This is a genomic window from uncultured Bradyrhizobium sp. (assembly GCF_947648125.1).
Classification (GTDB): Bacteria; Pseudomonadota; Alphaproteobacteria; order Rhizobiales; family Xanthobacteraceae; genus Bradyrhizobium.
The window spans coordinates 314,189-332,589 of the sequence record NZ_CANSMR010000006.1 but is presented as its reverse complement, the minus strand read 5'-3'; the positions used below and the strand labels follow the sequence as shown (position 1 = coordinate 332,589).

At 64.0% G+C, this 18,401-nt stretch carries 16 protein-coding genes; all 16 read right to left on the bottom strand.

Annotation, left to right across the window (positions count from 1 at the left end; genetic code table 11):
- Nucleotides 1-2,241 (bottom strand): filamentous hemagglutinin N-terminal domain-containing protein (locus tag Q0030_RS14650; protein WP_298368011.1); only part of this gene is annotated, 2,241 nt, incomplete at its 3' end.
- 145 nt (nucleotides 2,242-2,386) lie between these two features.
- Complete coding sequence (locus Q0030_RS14645; protein ID WP_298368009.1) at nucleotides 2,387-3,385, bottom strand: FecR domain-containing protein; 999 nt, start codon at nucleotides 3,383-3,385, stop codon at nucleotides 2,387-2,389.
- A 94-nt stretch (nucleotides 3,386-3,479) separates the two neighbouring features.
- Nucleotides 3,480-3,983, bottom strand: coding sequence for an RNA polymerase sigma factor (locus tag Q0030_RS14640; RefSeq protein ID WP_176532285.1), 504 nt, complete (start codon nucleotides 3,981-3,983; stop codon nucleotides 3,480-3,482).
- Between the two features lie 10 nt (nucleotides 3,984-3,993).
- On the bottom strand, nucleotides 3,994-4,668 hold the full coding sequence (locus tag Q0030_RS14635) for a TonB family protein (RefSeq protein ID WP_298368006.1): 675 nt from the start codon (nucleotides 4,666-4,668) through the stop codon (nucleotides 3,994-3,996).
- Between the two features lie 203 nt (nucleotides 4,669-4,871).
- Nucleotides 4,872-7,160, bottom strand: a complete 2,289-nt coding sequence (locus tag Q0030_RS14630; RefSeq protein ID WP_298368004.1) for a VWA domain-containing protein — start codon at nucleotides 7,158-7,160, stop codon at nucleotides 4,872-4,874.
- Between the two features lie 14 nt (nucleotides 7,161-7,174).
- Nucleotides 7,175-7,987, bottom strand: coding sequence for a CbbQ/NirQ/NorQ/GpvN family protein (locus Q0030_RS14625; protein ID WP_298368002.1), 813 nt, complete (start codon nucleotides 7,985-7,987; stop codon nucleotides 7,175-7,177).
- Between the two features lie 49 nt (nucleotides 7,988-8,036).
- Nucleotides 8,037-9,056: an alpha/beta fold hydrolase gene (locus Q0030_RS14620; protein ID WP_298368000.1), complete on the bottom strand. Its 1,020-nt coding sequence runs from the start codon at nucleotides 9,054-9,056 to the stop codon at nucleotides 8,037-8,039.
- A 34-nt stretch (nucleotides 9,057-9,090) separates the two neighbouring features.
- The gene (locus Q0030_RS14615) at nucleotides 9,091-10,425 is read right to left on the bottom strand and encodes a cytosine permease (RefSeq protein WP_298367998.1); all 1,335 of its coding nucleotides are present in this window, start codon (nucleotides 10,423-10,425) and stop codon (nucleotides 9,091-9,093) included.
- An 81-nt stretch (nucleotides 10,426-10,506) separates the two neighbouring features.
- Nucleotides 10,507-11,544 carry an aliphatic amidase gene (locus Q0030_RS14610; RefSeq protein ID WP_092125395.1) on the bottom strand — a complete coding sequence of 346 codons (1,038 nt, stop codon included), beginning with the start codon at nucleotides 11,542-11,544 and terminating at the stop codon, nucleotides 10,507-10,509.
- A gap of 32 nt (nucleotides 11,545-11,576) precedes the next feature.
- Nucleotides 11,577-12,269 carry an urea ABC transporter ATP-binding subunit UrtE gene (gene urtE / locus Q0030_RS14605; protein ID WP_298367995.1) on the bottom strand — a complete coding sequence of 231 codons (693 nt, stop codon included), beginning with the start codon at nucleotides 12,267-12,269 and terminating at the stop codon, nucleotides 11,577-11,579.
- Nucleotides 12,262-13,014 carry an urea ABC transporter ATP-binding protein UrtD gene (urtD, locus tag Q0030_RS14600; protein ID WP_298367993.1) on the bottom strand — a complete coding sequence of 251 codons (753 nt, stop codon included), beginning with the start codon at nucleotides 13,012-13,014 and terminating at the stop codon, nucleotides 12,262-12,264. Before urtD ends, urtE begins: the two co-directional genes overlap by 8 nt.
- On the bottom strand, nucleotides 13,011-14,150 hold the full coding sequence (gene urtC, locus Q0030_RS14595; RefSeq protein WP_298367991.1) for an urea ABC transporter permease subunit UrtC: 1,140 nt from the start codon (nucleotides 14,148-14,150) through the stop codon (nucleotides 13,011-13,013). Before urtC ends, urtD begins: the two co-directional genes overlap by 4 nt.
- Nucleotides 14,151-14,166: 16 nt before the next feature.
- Nucleotides 14,167-15,036, bottom strand: coding sequence for an urea ABC transporter permease subunit UrtB (urtB, locus tag Q0030_RS14590; RefSeq protein WP_298367989.1), 870 nt, complete (start codon nucleotides 15,034-15,036; stop codon nucleotides 14,167-14,169).
- 125 nt (nucleotides 15,037-15,161) lie between these two features.
- On the bottom strand, nucleotides 15,162-16,412 hold the full coding sequence (locus Q0030_RS14585; RefSeq protein ID WP_173641995.1) for a transporter substrate-binding domain-containing protein: 1,251 nt from the start codon (nucleotides 16,410-16,412) through the stop codon (nucleotides 15,162-15,164).
- Nucleotides 16,413-16,539: 127 nt separating this feature from the next.
- Entirely contained in the window at nucleotides 16,540-17,181 is a 642-nt protein-coding gene (locus tag Q0030_RS14580) for an ANTAR domain-containing protein (RefSeq protein WP_092125390.1), read from the bottom strand.
- The gene (locus tag Q0030_RS14575) at nucleotides 17,178-18,332 is read right to left on the bottom strand and encodes a transporter substrate-binding domain-containing protein (RefSeq protein ID WP_198961004.1); all 1,155 of its coding nucleotides are present in this window, start codon (nucleotides 18,330-18,332) and stop codon (nucleotides 17,178-17,180) included. Before Q0030_RS14575 ends, Q0030_RS14580 begins: the two co-directional genes overlap by 4 nt.
- Between the last annotated feature and the right edge of the window lie 69 nt (nucleotides 18,333-18,401).

Genomic DNA, 18,401 nt, shown 5'->3' with positions numbered 1-18,401 from the left:
GAGGCCAAGCCCCGAATAGCCACCGAGCGCGAGCTTGCCCTGGAGCGGCGCGACATTCTGGGACAGCTTGTAGCCGTCGGTGGTGCCGTCCGGCCGCGCCGTCGTCTGGCGTGAGCCGTTGACGACATCAGCGACAATGTCAGCTTCGAAGACTGCCGTCGGCGTGGACAGGACGAGAGAGCCGGCGTCACGGCCGATGGTGTAGCCGTCCTCCCAGCGGGTCGTCACGCGGCCCTTGCCGAATGGGCTGGTCCAGATCTCGGTCAGGTTCGGCGCGACCTTGCCGCCGAGCATGTGCTCGCGAATGAAACCCGCGCCGAAGCCGAAGAACTGCATATCGGCGCGGGCCTGGTTGGCGCTGTAGAGACGGCCGTCCGCGCCAAGGAAGTTGGTGGTGCGGATGTAGCCGCCCTGATAGCTGACCGAGCCGCCGGAGACGTCGAACACCGCCCCCTTTTGCGCGACGACTTCCTGCGCCGACAGCGTGACGGTGCCGCCGACCGCGGCCCATTCGCCGATCCGGTGGGCGGTATTGGCGAGATATCCCGAGACCTCGAGCAGGCCACCCGGCGTATAGTAGCGGTCGGTCGCATAGCCGCCGGTGCCCGCCGGCACCAGCACCAGATCGCGCGCGTCGATCCAGACGTCAGCGTTCTTCAGATTGTCCCGATCACGATTGACCGGCGAGTCGCGCAGCTCGTTGCCTTGCACGTTGATCAGGAGGTTGTTGGTCGACATCGGCAGCAGCACGCCGCGCACGCCCGAGACGTCGATGATCGATCCGCTCTCGGCGAAGACGCGGCGGCCGGCGCTGACCGCCACCTGGCCGCCTTGCGCCTGCGTGGTCGAGCCGTCCTTGAAGTTGACGCTGCCGCCGCTGACGATCTCGATACGTCCCTGGTCGAGCCGGTCAGAAAGCAGCGAGAGGTTATCGAACTGTGCGTTGGCGATCGGGGCGTGGGTGAAGGCCTTGGAATCGGCGACCAACTGGCTGCGTTGGCTGTCGAGCGCGGTGTCGCTGCTATCGAGCTCGGGCAGGATCGCGGTCAGGCTGCCGCTGGCGAGCGTGATGCTGCCCGCGGCATCGGAGGCTGCGTTCAGGAGATGGATGGTGCCGCGGGTGTTGACCGAGGTCGTGGCGACAAGCACCCCGTCCTGGGTGATGCTGCGGCCTGCAAGCGTGATGTCGCCTTGCTGGGCGAAGATCAGGCCGGAATTGCCGACGGCCGCGATCGCGTCGCGCACGATCGGCGAGATTTCGTTGCCGCGCGTGGTCGAGGCCTGGTTGGCGTCCGTGCTGTAACCCGGCCGCAGCAGAAAGTCGTTGCCGGCGGCGAGCTGCACCTGACCTCGCGGTGCGCTGATCGATCCGGCATTGCTGACCTCGGTTCCCATCAGCAAGACGAAGCCACCGCCCTGCGTCACCGAGGACGGCGCATTGGTCGAGATCAGCGCGCCGGCCTCGACCCTCACGGCACCGCGGGCATCGGTGAAGCTCGGCACGTATTTGCCACTTGCCTGCTGCGAGTAGATGCCGTTGTTGAGGAACTGGGTATCGGTGATGTTGGCGGTCGAGGCGATCAGCGAGCCGACATTCACCTGGCTCGCACCGCCGAAGATGATGCCGTTCTGATTGACCACATAGACCGAGCCGTCGGCCTTGATATTGCCGAGGATCTGGCTCGGCGCGGTGCTGCCGACGACGCGGTTGAGCGCCACCCAGTTCGCATGGCCTTGCTGGTCGAAGGTCAGCGTGGTGCGTGCGCCGACGTTGAATGAATTCCAGTTGAGGATCGCCTGCGCCTTGGTCTGTGCGATGCCGACCTGGGTCTGGCCGGCGGCATCGATCGCCTGCGTCGGCGCATTCGCGCCCTGCCATCCCGGCGCCACCTGCAGGCCGCCGGGCGCAAGGCCGTTGGGCACCGATACCTGCGGCAACGTCACCGAACGCTGCGAAGTCTGCGCAGCGGCGCGCGCTGCGTTCTGCAGGCCCTGGATCGCCTGGATCGCGCGCGTGGCCCGCGCCATCGCATTCTGCCCTTGCTTGCCGGCTGCTGCCGCGTCCTGCGCTGCCGACTGTGAAGCCGCCATCGCCGCGGCTGACGGTGACACCGTCCAGCTCGATCCAAACGGGCGCGCGACCACCGGCGTATTGGCGAGAAGTGCCACGACGCTAACGCTGCCGAACAATGCAGTGCGAACGGTCGCGCGGGTGAGAGACCTGGAGAGGCGGGGAACCATGGAATCGCTTTCTTGCGCCGGGCGACGACAGCCGAAGATTTCGCGTCTCAGCGCCAGTACCGAGACCCTCGCGGCTGTGACGATCCCGAATGGGCCGACCCGCACGCCGGACTCAGAATTTTTTGCAAGGCCGCGGGGAGCCTCCTCAGCTGAGCAGCACAATGCCGCCGGGAAGTGTTTTGGCTTTGACGCCAAAGGCTTGTTCGAGCTGCAGGAGAACCTCGTCGATCCGATCGATATGGAAGCGGCCGTTGATCAGATGGGCGTTGAGCTCGGCATTGACGATGAAGATTCGGCCCGACCGGTACCGGTTCACCTCCTCCACCACCTTGGGCAGTGGCGTGTAACGGAAGATCAGCAATCCCTCTTGCCAGGCCGCCTCGACGGCCGGATCGATTGCGACGATGTCGCTCATGCGCCTCTCGTCATAGGCGATCTGCTGCCTTTCACGAACGGTACGGGCGTTTCCCTCATGCTCGACGCGAACCTCGCCGCCGAGACAGGTGACACGCACCTCGGCTCCGAGGTAGCGCACGTCGAATGAGGCTTGCGATGCAACCGTTTGACCGCTGGACGCGATCACCGTCACGGGTCGGGACTGCTGCGGGGCCGTCGCGATCGATGCCTGTCCCGTGATCAACTCGATCCGGCTGGTGTCGCCGTGATCCGGGCGCAGCGCGATGCTGGTTCGTGTGTCGAGGTTGATCGACACATTGTCGCTCAAGGCAACCTTGCGCTGCTCTCCCGTACCGGTCCGGTAGTCGGCTGCGAACTCGGACCATGACGGCCAGAGTTCGAGCGGGGGCCGCAGCGTCACCGCTCCGACGGCAGCAGCGGCAGTCGCAAGTCCCCCGCCAAGCACCAGCCTGCGGGTCATCACCCGCTTTGCCTCACCATCAAGCAACACGCCCAGCGACGCGGGGTCATACCGGAGGTTATGGCCGGCTTGGCCAACCGTCTCCCAAAGCTTGCTAGCCCTGGCAAAGGCAATCGCATGGGCAGCGCTCTGCTGGCGCCACAGCTGGAATGCCTCGGCGTCCTCGACCGTCGCGTCTCCGGACGTCAAGCGCCTCACCCAGGCATGTGCCTCCCGCTCCATCGCGCCGAGCCCTATCGTCGATTTGCCGCCTTCGTACGTCGTCATGCGGACTTGCCTCGCCGCGCGCGCAAACGGCAGCCTCCGCGGCCGAACCGTCCGCCTATCCACTTGACGTTCGCGATAGCCATCAACCGCACAACTATTTTCCCAGTTTCAGCGCGCAATGTTCCTGGGCGAGGCGGAGTTCCTTCTCAACCAGGCGCAACGAGACCCCTAGCCGGCTGGCAATTTCCCGCTGCGGCATGCCCTGAAGCCGTGCCGCCAACAGGATGACCCGGCGGCGCGGTGTCAGTTCCGCGATCGCCTTCTCCAGCGCCTCGATCTCGAAGCGGGCCTCCGTGATCTGACCCGGCCCCGGCGCATCATCCACAATATGAAGCAGATCCTGAACCTCATTGCGCGCCAGACGCCGTTTCTCGGCCCGCTGCCGGTCGATTGCGACGTTGAAGGCCATGCGGAACAGATAGGCGGCCGGACTTTGCACCGACCCCGCCACCTCGGCCCGCCCGAGACGCACATAGGTGTCCTGCAACGCATCGCTGGCAAGCTCTGCCGATCCGAGACGACGGCTCAGCCGCAGCTTGAGATCGTCGTAACGGGCAGCCAGGAAGCTGCGCAACATGGTCCGGGTTGCGTCGCTCATTGCGGCACGCTCAATTCACCCCACCGGTGGTCCGGATTGCGTCGATACCGGCACAGTCCAGCGTCCGTTCCGACGGACGCGGCGCAACGACCATCGTGAGGGGTTGCGAGATGCCGGGCGGAGGCGCCTCGTTCATTCTCAATCCGCGAAGCGTCGCCTCGATCGCGCGGTCGACGCGGTCATCGCCTGTCTTGCTCAAAAGTCTGGTCTGTTGCACGGATCCCGTTGGAGCGATCCAGAACTGCACGGCGATCCGATAGCGGCCCGGCCGCAGCAGAATGTCCCTGCAGAAGGCGTCCCGAACGCGCTCCTGCACCACGGCATAATAGCGCGCGCGAACGACTGGATCGCCTTTTCGTGCATCGACGTCGGGCGTCGTCGGCTGACCGGCAGCCGGAGCCGAAGGCACGATCACCACGGCATTCTCCGACGTCAGGCGGCCGACAAGGCCGGTGCCATCGAGCAGGATCTGCAAAGCCTCGGACGGCGCGAAAACGCCCCGCACCTCGCTTGAGAGCCGGCCAGTCGCAAGCCGCGCGTCGTAAAGCACCTCACGCCGCGACGTGGCGCCATAGCTTTCCAGTGCGGATGTCAGGGGTTGCGACGGAATATCGAACGTGAGGCGCGGCGCAGGAGCGATCGGGCTCTCCTGCCCCATCGCGACATCGCCGCCCGCGCCCAGCATGCAGAGGCAGATCAAAACGCACAACCGACGAGCGTCTGAGGGGCGCCCTGCCAAGCCCCTCGAAAGATATCCAATGCTCATCGTATCCGCGTCGATTGTTTCCCAGGCGGGCGACTGTGTCCAATCTGCAACGTTAGCGTCGAAGTGTGACAGCGGTGCGTAGGCCCGCGGAACAGGGTCCGAGCCCGCCCGGGATGGCAGCCCTATTTCTTCAGTTCCGCATAAAGCTGCATCACCCGTTGCGGCAAAACCTCGATACGGGGCACCCGGAGAGCGTGGCGCTCGCCGAAAATGCGATCGAGCTGGGGAAATCTGTCCTCACCGATGCCGAAGGCAAAAATATCGGTGCCGCGCCGCCGCAACTGCTGAGCGGCACGGCGCGCGTCCTCCACGAGATATTGCGGATCGGGCACATCGACGTCGGATGGCTCGCCATCGGTCAGAACTAGCAGCACCTTGCGGAACGCACGCCGCCCCGCGAGGTAGCCCCCGGCGTGACGCAACGCGGCACCGAGCCGGGTGGAATGGCTGCTGCCAAGGCCCGCAAGACGCGAACGCACGACGGCGTCCATCGGCTCGTCGAAGCCCTTGATGCGGAGATAGCGCACGCGCTCGCGGCCGTCGGAGCTGAAGCCGTGCACCGCGATCGCATCATTGGCGGCCTCGACCGCCGTCGCCATGATCGCGGCGGCCTTACGCTCGACGTCGAGAACCGTCCGGCCGCGACAATCACGGTCCGCAGTCGATTGCGACAGGTCCAACAGCAGCAGAACGGCAAGATCACGCGGTCCCGGCGCATCGCGCTGATAGACCCTGGGCTCACTGATACTGCCGGCACGGCGCTCGATCGTCAGTGCGATCGCCGCGTCGATGTCGAGCGCTTCGCCGTCACGCTGGCCCTTGTGTCTGATGCGGCGGCCGATCGAAGCGTCGCGGGTCAACTCGGTGATCCAGCGCATCGCCTCGGCATCTGTCGAAGGGTCGAACGGCTGTGCGGAAACCGCTGCGTCAGCCTCCAGGATCGTGGTCCAGTCGGCTCGCTCGGTGCGCGCGGCATAGTCCCATTCCGGGTAGGTCGCGACCGGAAATCCGTCCAGCAGCGTGACCGCTGCGGCCTTCGCGCGCAGCGTCTCGTCGGGCTTTGCGTTGTTGTCGGTGGACTGCCCATCGGCGTCGTCGCGGCGCTCGATCCGGACGGAATCGACCGCAAGCTCGATCGTCTCGGTCGGGCTGTCCGGCTGATCGCCAAAATCCCACAGCGCCAGATTATCATCGCGATAGGCCGGTTCGACGACATAGCTCCTGGCGTTGAACTGCAGCCGCATCTGCCCGATGTCGTTGCCGAGCAACCCGCCGATCTCGCGGCTGATGGCCGGATCAATCCAGCGGTCGGCGGCTTCGGCAAACAGAGCCCGCCCCTTGCTCACCCACGCATCCGGGTCCTGATAGTCCGGATCGATCAGCGCCCGCGCCAGCCGCATCATCAGTCCGGCGGCAGTTGCCTGGCCAGCTGGCGTCGCGGTGTGGAACGGCAGCCACAGCCGTCGCAGCCCGGGCATCTCGCGAAGCGCCAGCGTCTCGACCCTGGCATCCTCGATCAGCGAGACCAGCGCGATCTGCAGTGCCTTCAGCCGCCCCACGGGAAAGCGGACCGTGGAATGCACGAGATGCGCACCGGCATGCGCGACCGCGGCGAGAAAGATGGCATCTGCCGCCTCGCCCGCGAAACCGGGGAAGGTCTCCGGGAGCCCGATCAGGCCGGCGACGAGCGAGGCGCGCCGTGGCACCGGCGTCGGCGCAACGGCAAGCTTGCGGAAACGCGGCTTCCTGCTCCAGAGCGCGATCGTGGTTGCGGCGAGGCGCTTCTCCAGCCGTGCGAAATCATCGCCGGTTCGGCCGACCGCGAACAGCCGCACCGAGAGCGGTTCGTCTAGCGCGAAATAGGCGCGCCGGCGCGATGCGCGGCCGCCGCTTGCGCGCAAGCCGGCCGAAACCCAGGCGGAAAATTCGTCGGCCCCGGCATGCGCGAACAGCGGCTCCAGCCGGCCGATCGCAAGGCCTACCGATTCCGGGCCTGCATCTGCGAGTTGGCCAAGCGCAGCAAGAACGGCGGTGAGTTCTCCGGCGCCCGCAAGCCGCGGCAGCACTTTGGACAATTCGGTCAGCAAGGCATGGGCAACGCGGCTTCCGGCGCTGCGGCCGATATCGCCTGCGGCGCGTCCGATCGCGATCAGATCATCGGTCGATCGCAGCGCCGGCCATTGCTCCGATAGTTTTAGAAAGCCCAGAAGCACGGCCTGGCCGAGGTTGGCCTCGAACAGGTCGTGCACCGCCTCGTCCCAGGCCGCCAGACGATCGAACGAACCGATCCGGTGCAAGACGGCCCGCGCCGCCTGCACCGCCAGGGCGATCTCATCGTGGCCGCGCAAGAGGGCCGCAAGCCGGCGCCCGGATCGGAAGCCATCGAGCGAACTGATTTGCGCGACCGCCACCTCCGAGTTTCCGTTTACGCAGAGGCCGAAATCACGTCACGCAACGTGTTCCTGGTGTCCGCATCATCGGTCAAGGGAACGACGATCGTGGTCTCGCAGGCCTTTTCGAGGCTGATGCCGCATCCGATCAAGCGGCCGGCATTGACCAGCATCCGGGTCGATGCGCCTTCGTCGAGCCCCTGACCCTTCAGGTTGCGGCTGTGCTGGGCAATCTTCACCAGCAGATCGGCGAGAGTGGGTTCGATGCCGGCCTCGCGCGACACCACCTCGGTTTCCGCCGACCGGTCGGGGTAACTGAAATCCAGCGCCGCGAAGCGCTGCTTGGTGGATTCCTTGAGGTCCTTGATCGCGCTCTGGTAGCCCGGATTGTAGGAAATCACGAGCTGGAAGTCGGAATGCGCGTGGATCAGCTCGCCACGCTTCTCCAGCGGCAGCACACGCCGATCGTCGGTCAACGGATGGATCACGACCGTCGTGTCCTGACGCGCCTCGACGATCTCGTCGAGGTAGCAGATCGCGCCAAGCCGCACGGCCGTCGTCAGCGGCCCGTCGCTCCATACGGTACCCTCCGCATCCAGCAGCCACCGTCCCACCAGATCCGCTGCCGTCATGTCCTCGTGACAGGCGACCGTGATGAGCGGGCGGCCGAGCCGCCAGGCCATGTACTCGATGAAGCGGGTTTTGCCGCAGCCGGTGGGGCCTTTCAGCATCACCGGCATGCGGTTCGCATACGCTGCACCAAACAGTTCGACCTCATCCTTGAGCGGCCGGTAGTACGGCTCCTGGCGGATGCGGTACTGGTCGAGCAGCAAAGCGGGATTGGACAAGCTCACGCCTCCCATGATCGCGCAGGCCGCCGTTCGCAATCGATAGGCATCACGATGCGAGCAATTCCTTGAGCTTGGTATCGATGAAGGCGACATCGACCGGATTTGTCCCCGGCCCGCCCGCGAAGTGGCCCCAGATCGACGGCACCGGCACGAACTTGGCGTTCGGCATGTTCGCGACCTCGAACTCGCTATCCTCAGTGGGGAAATAGAGATCGGTCTGACCCGGCATGACATACGCTTTGGCCTTGATGGCTTTCAGCGCGGCCTCGAAATCGCCCTTGTAGATTTCGTTGTCGCTGATGTCGCCGTTCTGCCAGGTCCACAGCATGGTGAGCAAATTGTTGGCATCCTTCGGCAGGAAGAAGCCCTCCCAGAACGCCACCAGGAAATCCTCCAGTGACGAATAGCCCAGCGTCTTGATATCGAGCTGCTCGCGATAGAACGCCTGCGAAAAGCCCCAGCCGGCATAGACCCGCGCGGCGGCGCGCAGGCCGCGGGCCGGCTTGTCGGTGTACCAGCCCTCCTTCCATGCCGCATCCGCCGTGAGCGCGGCCTTGACGCCTTCGAGGAACACGTAGTTGTGGCGCGAGCATTTCGCCGAGCCGCAGAACGGCGCCAGCAGATCCATCATGTCAGGATAGAGCGCGCCCCAATGGAACGTTTGCAACGCGCCCATCGACCAGCCGACGACCAGGCGGATGTGCTTGATGCCGAATTTCTCGGTCACCAGCCGATGCTGGCCGCGGACATTGTCGTAGGCCGTCACCTGCGGAAAACGTGGCCCGTTATAGGGCTCCGGCGTATTGCTCGGCGACGAAGACAGGCCGTTGCCCAGCATATTGGGAATGATGATGAAGTACTTCGCGGGATCGAGCGCCATGCCCGGCCCGATCAGCCATTCATTGTCGTAGTGCTGGCCGGAGTACCAGGTCGGATAGACGATCACGTTATCCTTGGCCGCGTTGAGCTGGCCAAACGTCTTGTAGGCGAGCTTGCCGTCGCGGAGGGTCGCACCGCGCTGCAAGGTCAGATTGCCGAGATCATAGATCTGATAGTCGACGCTCATTGATGTATCCTTCTTGCTTGATCGAGCTTGTCGCTTACGCAGGACGCGCCACCTTTTCGGTGGAAGATTCCACCCGTGCGATCGCCCCGTACACGATGCCGGCGACCAGCGCGGCTGATATCGCAGTGGACAACCCCGGCATCAGATTTTCAACCGCAAAGGCGCACAGCGACCCGATGCCCCAGGCAATGAACGGCTTCGCACGCCAATCCGCGTCCGCACGCGCCCCGGTGCGCAACAAATACTGATCGACCAGGATGATCGCGCCGATCGGCGGCACGAGGATGCCGAGCAGAGATAGCCACTGGATGAAGAATGCCCAGACATTCCCCGCGGCAACCACGATGCCGATGGCGCCGAGGATCACGGCCATCAGCCGCATGTTGGTCCCGAGGATACGCGACCAGCCGGTGGCCGCATTGTAAAGACAGTGCGAGCAGACCGAGCCGAGATTGGCGTAGAGGAAGATGAACGCGAGAATGCTGAGCCAGGTCAGCTGCTTGCCGTTCATGTAGCCGAACATGTTGTCGACGCCGAACGGGTTGGCATTCGGCACCGCAAGCGCCGCCGTCATCACGCCGCCGACCAGCATCGCCACCAGATTGGCGAACGGAAACGCGCTGAACGTCGCAAACAGCGATGCCCCCGGACTCGGCGCCCAGCGGTTGAAGTCCGCGGTCACCGTGCCTGCGTCGATGAACAGCGCGAGCACCACCGTGAGGCCAACACCCATCGACATGCTGGCGACGCCATTATTGCCGGCATAACTGAAGATCGCCGCTGCCGACGTGGTCGACGCAGCATCGGCCGCGACCCAGAGGCCGAGGACCACAAACAACGGCACCGACGCCAGCCCGATATAGTGCAATCCCTTCACGCCAACGAAGGTGATGCCGATATAGAGCACGCCCGCGACGATGGTCATCGCCACATAGTTGAGGCCGTAGGTCGAGGAGATCAATGCGCCGGTGATGCCGGTCTGCACCGCATACCAGCCGAGCAGCAGGGTCGACAGCAGGCCCGACGCCAGCACATAACCCTTCTTGCCGAACACGATGCTGGCGATCAGCGCGAAGTTCATGCCGCGCCTGGTGCCGATCAGGCCGAGCGCGCCCACATAGGCGAACATGATCAGATTGCCGATGATCATCGCAACCAGCGCATTCTTGAATCCCATGCCCAGCACCAGCAGCGAACCGGTCATCGCGCCGGTGATGATCATCGGAAAGCCCAGCCACACCATGGTGACCGAGAAGGCGCTGCGCCGGGCGCTGATCGGCACCGGCTCGTGCTCGAATTCATGGCCGAGAAGGTCGTCGATCTGCCCTTCGGACTGATGCACCAGCCCGCTATTCGCTTCGCTGCTCATGGTAACCCCCGTTTCCCGCTGCAACAGTTTCAGAACCGCACCGGCGCGAATGATCGCGCCGGCACAGCTCGGCTTTTCCAATCAACGATGTGCGACTTTCTGATTCGGAATGCCCTCGATCGGGCACTCGTCGGTCCCGACGGTCGGACGGGTCATGGCTTCAACCATCTCCCGCGTACCTTCGGGGTCCGTGATCCAGTTCTTGTAGAAGGTGTACGGACAGACCGCGTGGCCGCGATCGCCTTCTCCGGAGTTGATCAGGCCGGTATAGCCGCGGTGCATCAACTTGAAGAGATGGTTCTGCGACTGCATGTTGCGGCGGGCATCGCGGATCAGTGACACCGAGAGCTGGGCATACTGGATGCCGTTCTCCTCGGTGCCGCACTCACCAAGCGTCCGGCCGTCGAATCCGATGAGCGCGGAATGGCCGAAGTAGGAATAGACGCCGTCGAAGCCGGAGGCGTTGGCGACCGCGACGTAGCAGTTGTTGGCCCAGGCCATCGATTTCGAGATCTGGATCTGCTGCTCCTTGGCCGGGTACATGTAGCCCTGGCAGCGGACGATCAGCTCGGCGCCGCGCATCGCGCAGTCACGCCAGATCTCCGGGTAGTTGCCGTCGTCGCAGATGATCAGGCTGATCTTCAGCCCCTTCGGCCCCTCCGAGACGTAGGTGCAGTCGCCGGGATACCAGCCCTCGATCGGCACCCACGGCATGATCTTGCGATACTTCTGGACGATCTCGCCCTTGTCGTTCATCAGGATCAGCGTGTTGTACGGCGCCTTGTTGGGGTGCTCCTCATGGCGCTCGCCGGTCAGCGAGAACACGCCCCAGACCTTCGCTTTGCGGCAGGCATCGGCGAAGATGCGGGTCTCTTCACCCGGCACTGACGAAGCCGTCTCGTACATCTCCTTGGAGTCGTACATGATGCCGTGGGTCGAGTATTCCGGGAAGATCACGAGGTCCATGCCCGGCAGACCGAGCTTCATGCCCTCGACCATCTTGGCGATGTTGCGCGCGTTATCCAGCACCTCGGCCTTGGTATGCAGGCGCGGCATCTTGTAATTGACCACGGCGACGCCGACCGTGTCCTTGCTGCTCGATATATCTCCATGCAACATGTCTCGACTCCCTTTCTGAACGATAATTCCCGCTACACGGCCATGTGCAGCTGGATGAGATCATCGGTGAGTTCACCGATCGCGCCCTTGGCGACGACGCGTCCCTTTTCGAGCAGCGCGAAGCGGTGAGACGCGCGCCGCGCGAACGCGACATTCTGTTCGACCAGCACGACCGTGATGCCGCGCTCACGATTGAGTTTGACGATCACGTCCTCGATCTGCTCGACGATATTCGGCTGGATGCCCTCGGTCGGCTCGTCCAGCAGGATGACCTTGGGCTGGGCGAGCAGCGCGCGCGCGATCGCAAGTTGCTGCTGCTGACCGCCGGAGAGATTGCCGCCGTAGCGATTGAGAAAATCCTTGAGCACCGGAAACAGCTCGAGCACCCATTCCTCGATGCCGTTGGCCGATTTCGCCGCGAAGGTCCCGAGCGTCAAATTCTCCCGCACGGTGAAGCGCGGCAGGATGCCACGGCCCTGCGGCACATAGGCAATGCCCGCCTTGGCGCGCTGATAGGTCCGCAATGGCGAGATGTCGGCGCCGTCGAGCGACAGACGTCCGGTGCACCGGTCCATCAGGCCGAGGATGCTGCGCATCAGCGTGGTCTTGCCGACGCCGTTGCGGCCGAGCACCGACAGGAATTCGCCGTTGCCGACCATCAGGTTGATGCCCTGCAGGGCGCGGCTGTTGCCATAGAAGGCGTCGACGTCGGTCAGCTCAAGCATGGCTGATGCCTCCCGATCCGAGATAGGCGCGGCGCACTTCCGGATGCGCCTCCACCTCCGCTGCGGTGCCCTCAGCCAGCATCTGGCCCATATGCATCACCGAGATGATGTCGCCGATTGCCTTGACGAAGCCCATGTCGTGCTCGACCACGATCAAGGTGTGCTTGCCCTTCAGCCGTACGAACAGTTCGGCGGTCTTGCGGGTTTCCTGCGCCGTCATGCCGGCAGTCGGCTCGTCCATCAGGATCAGTTCGGCGTCCTGGGCGACCAGCATGCCGATCTCCAGCCACTGGGTCTGGCCGTGCGACAGATAGGCGGCCGGCCGGTCGAGCTGTTCGGTGAGCCCGACCAGTTCGGCGAGACGTTCGATGTCGTCGCGCCGGGCATTGCCGATGTTCCAGCGCAGATTGCCGAACACGGAGGTACGGCGCGCGCGCGCCACTTCGAGATTGTCGCTGACCGAGAGCTCGCGGAACACGCTCGGCACCTGGAACTTGCGGCCGACACCGGCGCGGGCGATCTCGTATTCCTCGAGCTCCTGCAGTGGGGTGCCGTCAAAGCTGACGGTGCCGGCGCTCGGTCTGACCTTGCCGCAGATGATGTCCAGCGCCGTGGTCTTGCCCGCGCCGTTCGGCCCGATCAGGCAGCGCAGCTCGCCCTTGCGCACGCTCATGTTGAGCGAATTGAGCGCCTTGAAACCGTTGAAGCTGACCGAGACGTCGCGAAGATCGAGATGGGAGCTCATGTGCTGCCCTCCGTCTGGCTGACACCCCGTGCGACCGCGCCGCTGGCGGCCTGTCTGCGCTGGGCAAGCCAGCGCCAGGTGGCCTGCGCGAGGCCGGCGAGCCCCTTCGGCAGGAACAGCACCACGAGCACGAACAGCGCGCCCATCACCAGCGTCCAGGTTTCCAGGAACGCCGCGGATTCCGACAGCGCGCCCTGCATGCCCGCGACCAGCACCGCGCCGAGGAACGCACCGACCAGGCTCTGCCTGCCGCCGACCGCGCACCACACCACCACCGAGAGCGAGAGCTGCACGCCGAGGAAGGTCGGCGAGGCGAATTCCATCACCACCGTGTAGAGCATGCCGGCGAGGCCTGCGATCGCCGCCGACAGCGCGAATACGAAGATCTGGTAGAGCGCGACGTCGTAGCCGAAGTAGCGCACCCGGCTCTCGTGGTCGCGGATCGCCTGCACGATCAGGCCGGCTCGGGACTTGGTGAAGGCAAAGGCCACCAGCAGACTGAGCAGCACACATCCGGCGACGAGGTAGTAGGTCGCGCGGCCATAGGCATCGAACGCGACGCCAAACAGCTCGAGCTGGGCGAGATCGGTGATGCCGTTGAAGCCGCCGGTGTAGCTCTGCTGGTCGATGATCACGAGATTGATCACCACCATGGTGGCGAGCGTGATGATCGAGACGTAGACGCCGGTGACCCGTCCCCGGAACATGAACCAGCCGAGTGCTGCTGCAACCAGCGCCGGCACGAGCAGGCCTGCAGCGATGGCGAAGCTGAGCGACCGGAACGGCTCCCAGAACCACGGCAGATGCTGGACATTGTTCCAGACCATGAAGTCCGGCAGTCCGCTGGCCCCCGTATGCACCGGCACGGTCTTGAGCTTCAGCGCCATCGCCATCGCGTAGGAGCCGAGCCCGAAGCTCATTGCCTGGCCGAGATTCAGGATGCCGCCGAAGCCCCACGACAGCCCGAGCGATATCGTGAGGATGCCTAGCACCAGATAGCGCGCGACCTTGTTGAGCAGGAAGTCATTGTTGAGCAGCACCGGGAGCGCGAAAACCAGCGCGGAAACGATCAGCAACGGTGCAAGTTGCGCGATCAGGCGCTGCAATCCGCTGGAGTTGGGAGCATTCGACGGCATAGATGAGCGATCTGTCTCAGGCCCGCACGCGTGCGGTGAAAAGCCCCTCGGGGCGGAAACGGATGAGCACGACGATGGCGAGCAGCACGATCGTCTTGGCCACCGTGTCGTTCTGCAGGAAGGCGATGCCGCCGGAGAGCTCGCCGAGGATGAAGGCGCTCGCCACCGTGCCGGCGAGGCTCTGCACGCCGCCGAGCACGACCACCATGAAGGCGTCGACCACGTAGCCGGTGCCCATATCGGGCGACACGCTCTTGAGCGGCGACACCAGCGCGCCGGCAAGTCCGGCAAGCCCCGCGCCATAGGCGAAGGTCAATGCATAGACCCGCTTGGCGTTGATGCCGAACGAGGCGGCGACCGAGCGGTCCTGGATGATGGCGCGCAATTTCATCCCGACCGTGGTGCGGTTCATGAGCAACCAGGTCGCCCCGAACAGCGCGATCGACACGACGAACAGGAACACCCGATACGACGATATCGGGATGCCGAACACGTCCATGCTGTCGGACAGCGCCGGCGGCAGCTGCACATAGCGCAGCTCGCTGCCGACCATCAGTCGCACCGCCTGCTGCAGCATGATGCCAACGCCCCAGGTGGCGAGGATCGTATCGAGCGGCCGGTTGTTGAGCAGGCTCAGGACGTAGCGCTCGATGACCCAGCCGAACGCGGCAACCACGAGGAAGATCGGAACGAGGCTCGCCAGCAGGCCGAGCCCGAGATAGGTGTGGAACACCCAGGCCGCGTAAGCGCCAAGCATCACGAACTCGCCATGGGCGAGATTGATGATGCCCATCGAGCCGTAGATGATCGACAGGCCGAGCGCCACCAGCAGCAGGATCGACCCGATGCTGAGGCCTGTGACGATTTGTTCGATGAATTGGTCCACGTCGGGATCCGCTTTCGATATTCGGTTTGGTGCGTCCTGCGTCCCTCGCATGTGTGCGAGAGGCCAGTTTCGTTGCGGGAAGCCGGCCGCCGGCGCCGCACGCCGACGGCCGTCGTCAGCCCCCGTCAGCTCTTCTCGACCAGGCCCTTCTCGGTGCAGGACTGCCCGGGATAGGCCGCATAGGGCACCGGCTTCAGCCAATCCTTGGCCTCGACGAGAATCTCGAACTGGCCGTTCGACTTCGCCTGCGCGATCTTCGGCCACAGCCAGGTGTGCAAATTCTCCGGCTCGATCCGCACCTTGCCCTGCGGCGCGATCACTTCCTGGCCCTTGACCGCATCGCGGATGTTCGGCGGCGTGAGGTCGCTGGTCGCAAGCTTCTCGACCGCCTGCTTGAACAGATAGGTCTGGAAGTAGCAGGCCTCCGAGACGAAATGCGTCACCTTGTCGGCGCCCCAGCGCTTCTTGTAGGCCTCGACGAATTTCTCGTTCTCAGGCGACTTGTGCACCATGAAGTACGGCGCCGAGGTGAAGTGACCGGCAGCCGCCTCTCCGCCCATCGCCGCGACCTCGTTCTCCGACGTCGTCAGGCTCGCCATCGGCATCTTCTCGGGATCGAGACCGGCCGCCTTGTACTGACGATGCAGTGCGACCACGGAATCGCCGACCACGGTGGAGAAGATCACGTTCGGCTGCGTCGAGCGGATCTTGTTGATGACGGAAGAGAATTCGGAATGGCCGAGCGGCACATATTCTTCCGCCACGACCTCGCCGCCGAGCTTCTCGAGCAGCTTTTTGCAGTAGTTGTTCTCTTCCTTCGGATAGATGTAGTTGGAGCCGATCAGATAGAACTTCTTGCCGAACTTCTTGACTAGCCACGGCACGAACTCGTCCTGCTGCTGGTTCGGCACCGCGCCGGTGTAGATGACGTTCTTGGAGCACTCGCGGCCCTCATAGAGCGTCGGATACCAATAGAGATTGTTCTGCCGCTCGAAGACCGGAAGCACCGCCTTGCGGCTCGCCGAGGTGTAGGAGCCGAACACGCTCACGCATTTGTCGCCGACGACGAGCTTGCGGGCCTTCTCCGAGAACGTTGCCGGATCCGACGCAGGATCCTCGACGATCGGCACGATCTTGCTGCCCTTGATGCCGCCCGCGGCGTTGATTTCCTCGATCGCAAGCAGCGTCGCCTTGTTGAGCGATTCCTCGATGATCGCAGTCGTTCCCGTCAGCGAGAACAACACACCGACCTTGATCTCGCCGCCCGCGGCGTAAGCGAGGTCGGCGTTCTTGATCCAGATATGCGGCAGTCCGGCGCCGGCAAATGCGCCAAGCGCCGCGGTATTCCTCAGCAAAGTCCGCCGTGAAATGCTCATCCCTAGCTCCCTTCAGGACTGAAAAAACAAAAAGCCCTCCCGATGCGCGCTTACGCGAGCATTGGGAGGGCTTTGTTGCCGGTTGTGTCGAAGGCGGCGCTGTCGCCGCCGGCCCCGCTATTGGGGCTTACTGTTGATGATCGTAGCCAAGCAGTTCGAACGAGTCAACAATCGCCGCAGCGACCGCGCTTGCCGACACGCGACGATCCATCGCCTGTCGTCTAATGAAGCCATAGGCTTCGGTTTCCGGCATCTGCCGCGTCGCCATCAGGATCGCCTTGGCGCGTTCCACCGTGCGCATCGAGCGCAGATTGTCGTCAAGCTTCTCGATCTTGCTGCGCAGCCGCCGTTCGTAGCTGAACTGGCTGCGCGCCAGCACGAGGCTGGACAACACGGCATTCTGCGTGAACGGCCGCGGCAGAACGGCGTTGGGCGTTGCATGACAGAGCGCATCGGCGTGAACGGCTTCCGTCGCCGGCAGGATCACGACCAGCGCCGAACGCGCATCGCCGGGGATCCACGGCAGGCGCCGCGCCAGATCAGGCGAATATTCGCAGTACACCACGTCGGCATCGGCCGGCACGCTCTCCGGCATCGGCCAGACCTGACGCACCCGCATCCTGAACCGCTGCAATTCGCGCAACAGCATGCCGACCTGATCGTCGACCGGCGCGACCACGACAGCCGACAGATCGGCAAGTTCCTGAACCATGGTCTTGCGTCCGCCGACGTCTCGGCTCAGCGACGGCTTACGCGACTGCTCGTTCATTGGACGCTTCCTGTTTGCGTTGCACGACCATACCCGATCAGGAACGGATCCGCATGCACCGGCTCCTTCGACTGGCTGACCACATCGAACTGTCCCTGGCGGTTGGCGCGTCCGATGCGTGTCCACAGATCGGTATGACCCGACATCGGGTTGACGGTGACGGCACCTTGCGGTGCATCAAAGCTGGTGCCGAACACCATCGAGCGGAGCACTTCGGTGTCGAGCGAATTGACCTGCTCGAGCGCCTTCGCAAACAGATGCAGCTGGAAATAGGATGCCTCGGCGCACATGTTGGTGGAGATGTCGGCGCCGAACCGTTTCTTGAAACGCTGCACAAACGCGTTGTTGGCACTGCCCTCGACACCCTGGAAATAGGACGCCGCGGTGACGTGTCCTTCGCCGACATCGAAGCCCATGGCGGCGATTTCGGCTTCCGTCGTGGTGAGGCTGGCGATCGGCACTTGCTTTGGATCGAGCCCGACATTCGCGTAGGCCTGATAGAGAAAGACCGTGCCCTCCCCCACGACGGTCGAGAAGATCACGTCGGGCCTGACCCGCTTGATATCCTGGATGATCGGGACAAAGTCCTGCCAGCGCGCGTAGACATTAACGTAGCGCTCACCCACGACCGAGCCGCCATTGCTCTTCAGCAGTTCGCGCATCACCCGGTTGGACTCGCGCGGATAGATGTAGTCCGAACCCACGAAATAGAATCGTGTTCCGAACGTATCCATCAAATAGCGACACAGCGCGAGGCTGTTTTGATTCGGCGAGGCGCCGGTGTAGATGACGTTCGGCGACGCCTCGAAACCCTCATAGAGCGTCGGGTACCACAGCAGGCCGTTTAGCCGTTCGACCACCGGCAGCACCGCCTTGCGGCTCGACGAGGTGTAGCAGCCGAATATAGTGCTGACCTGATCCTCCACCATCAACCGTTTGGCGTAGTGGCCATAGGCGGCCGAATCCGAGCCAGGGTCGTAGGCGACGGGAACCAGCTCACGGCCGCAGACCCCGCCCGCCTCGTTCACTTCCTCGATCGCAAGCTGCGTGCCCTGATACTGGGTCTCCTCGATCACCGACATGAAGCCGGTTCGCGAGAACAGGACGCCTATCCGCCACGGAGCGGAGGTCGCTTGGGTAGGGTTCGACATGATCAGGCCCTCGACAGAATTGGAGGGACGAGAGGGATTATTGTTCTTGTTGCTCTCGAACAGCATTGC

What these genes read in the sequence shown, in the direction of transcription:
- Q0030_RS14645 (WP_298368009.1), bottom strand. Translation starts at nt 3,385, where the DNA reads ATGACGACGTACGAAGGCGGCAAATCGACGATAGGGCTCGGCGCGATG.
- Q0030_RS14575 (WP_198961004.1), bottom strand. Translation starts at nt 18,332, where the DNA reads ATGTCGAACCCTACCCAAGCGACCTCCGCTCCGTGGCGGATAGGCGTC.
- Q0030_RS14580 (WP_092125390.1), bottom strand. Translation starts at nt 17,181, where the DNA reads ATGAACGAGCAGTCGCGTAAGCCGTCGCTGAGCCGAGACGTCGGCGGA.
- Q0030_RS14615 (WP_298367998.1), bottom strand. Translation starts at nt 10,425, where the DNA reads ATGAGCAGCGAAGCGAATAGCGGGCTGGTGCATCAGTCCGAAGGGCAG.
- Q0030_RS14610 (WP_092125395.1), bottom strand. Translation starts at nt 11,544, where the DNA reads ATGTTGCATGGAGATATATCGAGCAGCAAGGACACGGTCGGCGTCGCC.
- Q0030_RS14635 (WP_298368006.1), bottom strand. Translation starts at nt 4,668, where the DNA reads ATGCTGGGCGCGGGCGGCGATGTCGCGATGGGGCAGGAGAGCCCGATC.
- Q0030_RS14585 (WP_173641995.1), bottom strand. Translation starts at nt 16,412, where the DNA reads ATGAGCATTTCACGGCGGACTTTGCTGAGGAATACCGCGGCGCTTGGC.
- Q0030_RS14640 (WP_176532285.1), bottom strand. Translation starts at nt 3,983, where the DNA reads ATGAGCGACGCAACCCGGACCATGTTGCGCAGCTTCCTGGCTGCCCGT.
- urtE (WP_298367995.1), bottom strand. Translation starts at nt 12,269, where the DNA reads ATGCTTGAGCTGACCGACGTCGACGCCTTCTATGGCAACAGCCGCGCC.
- Q0030_RS14620 (WP_298368000.1), bottom strand. Translation starts at nt 9,056, where the DNA reads ATGAGCGTCGACTATCAGATCTATGATCTCGGCAATCTGACCTTGCAG.
- urtC (WP_298367991.1), bottom strand. Translation starts at nt 14,150, where the DNA reads ATGCCGTCGAATGCTCCCAACTCCAGCGGATTGCAGCGCCTGATCGCG.
- urtD (WP_298367993.1), bottom strand. Translation starts at nt 13,014, where the DNA reads ATGAGCTCCCATCTCGATCTTCGCGACGTCTCGGTCAGCTTCAACGGT.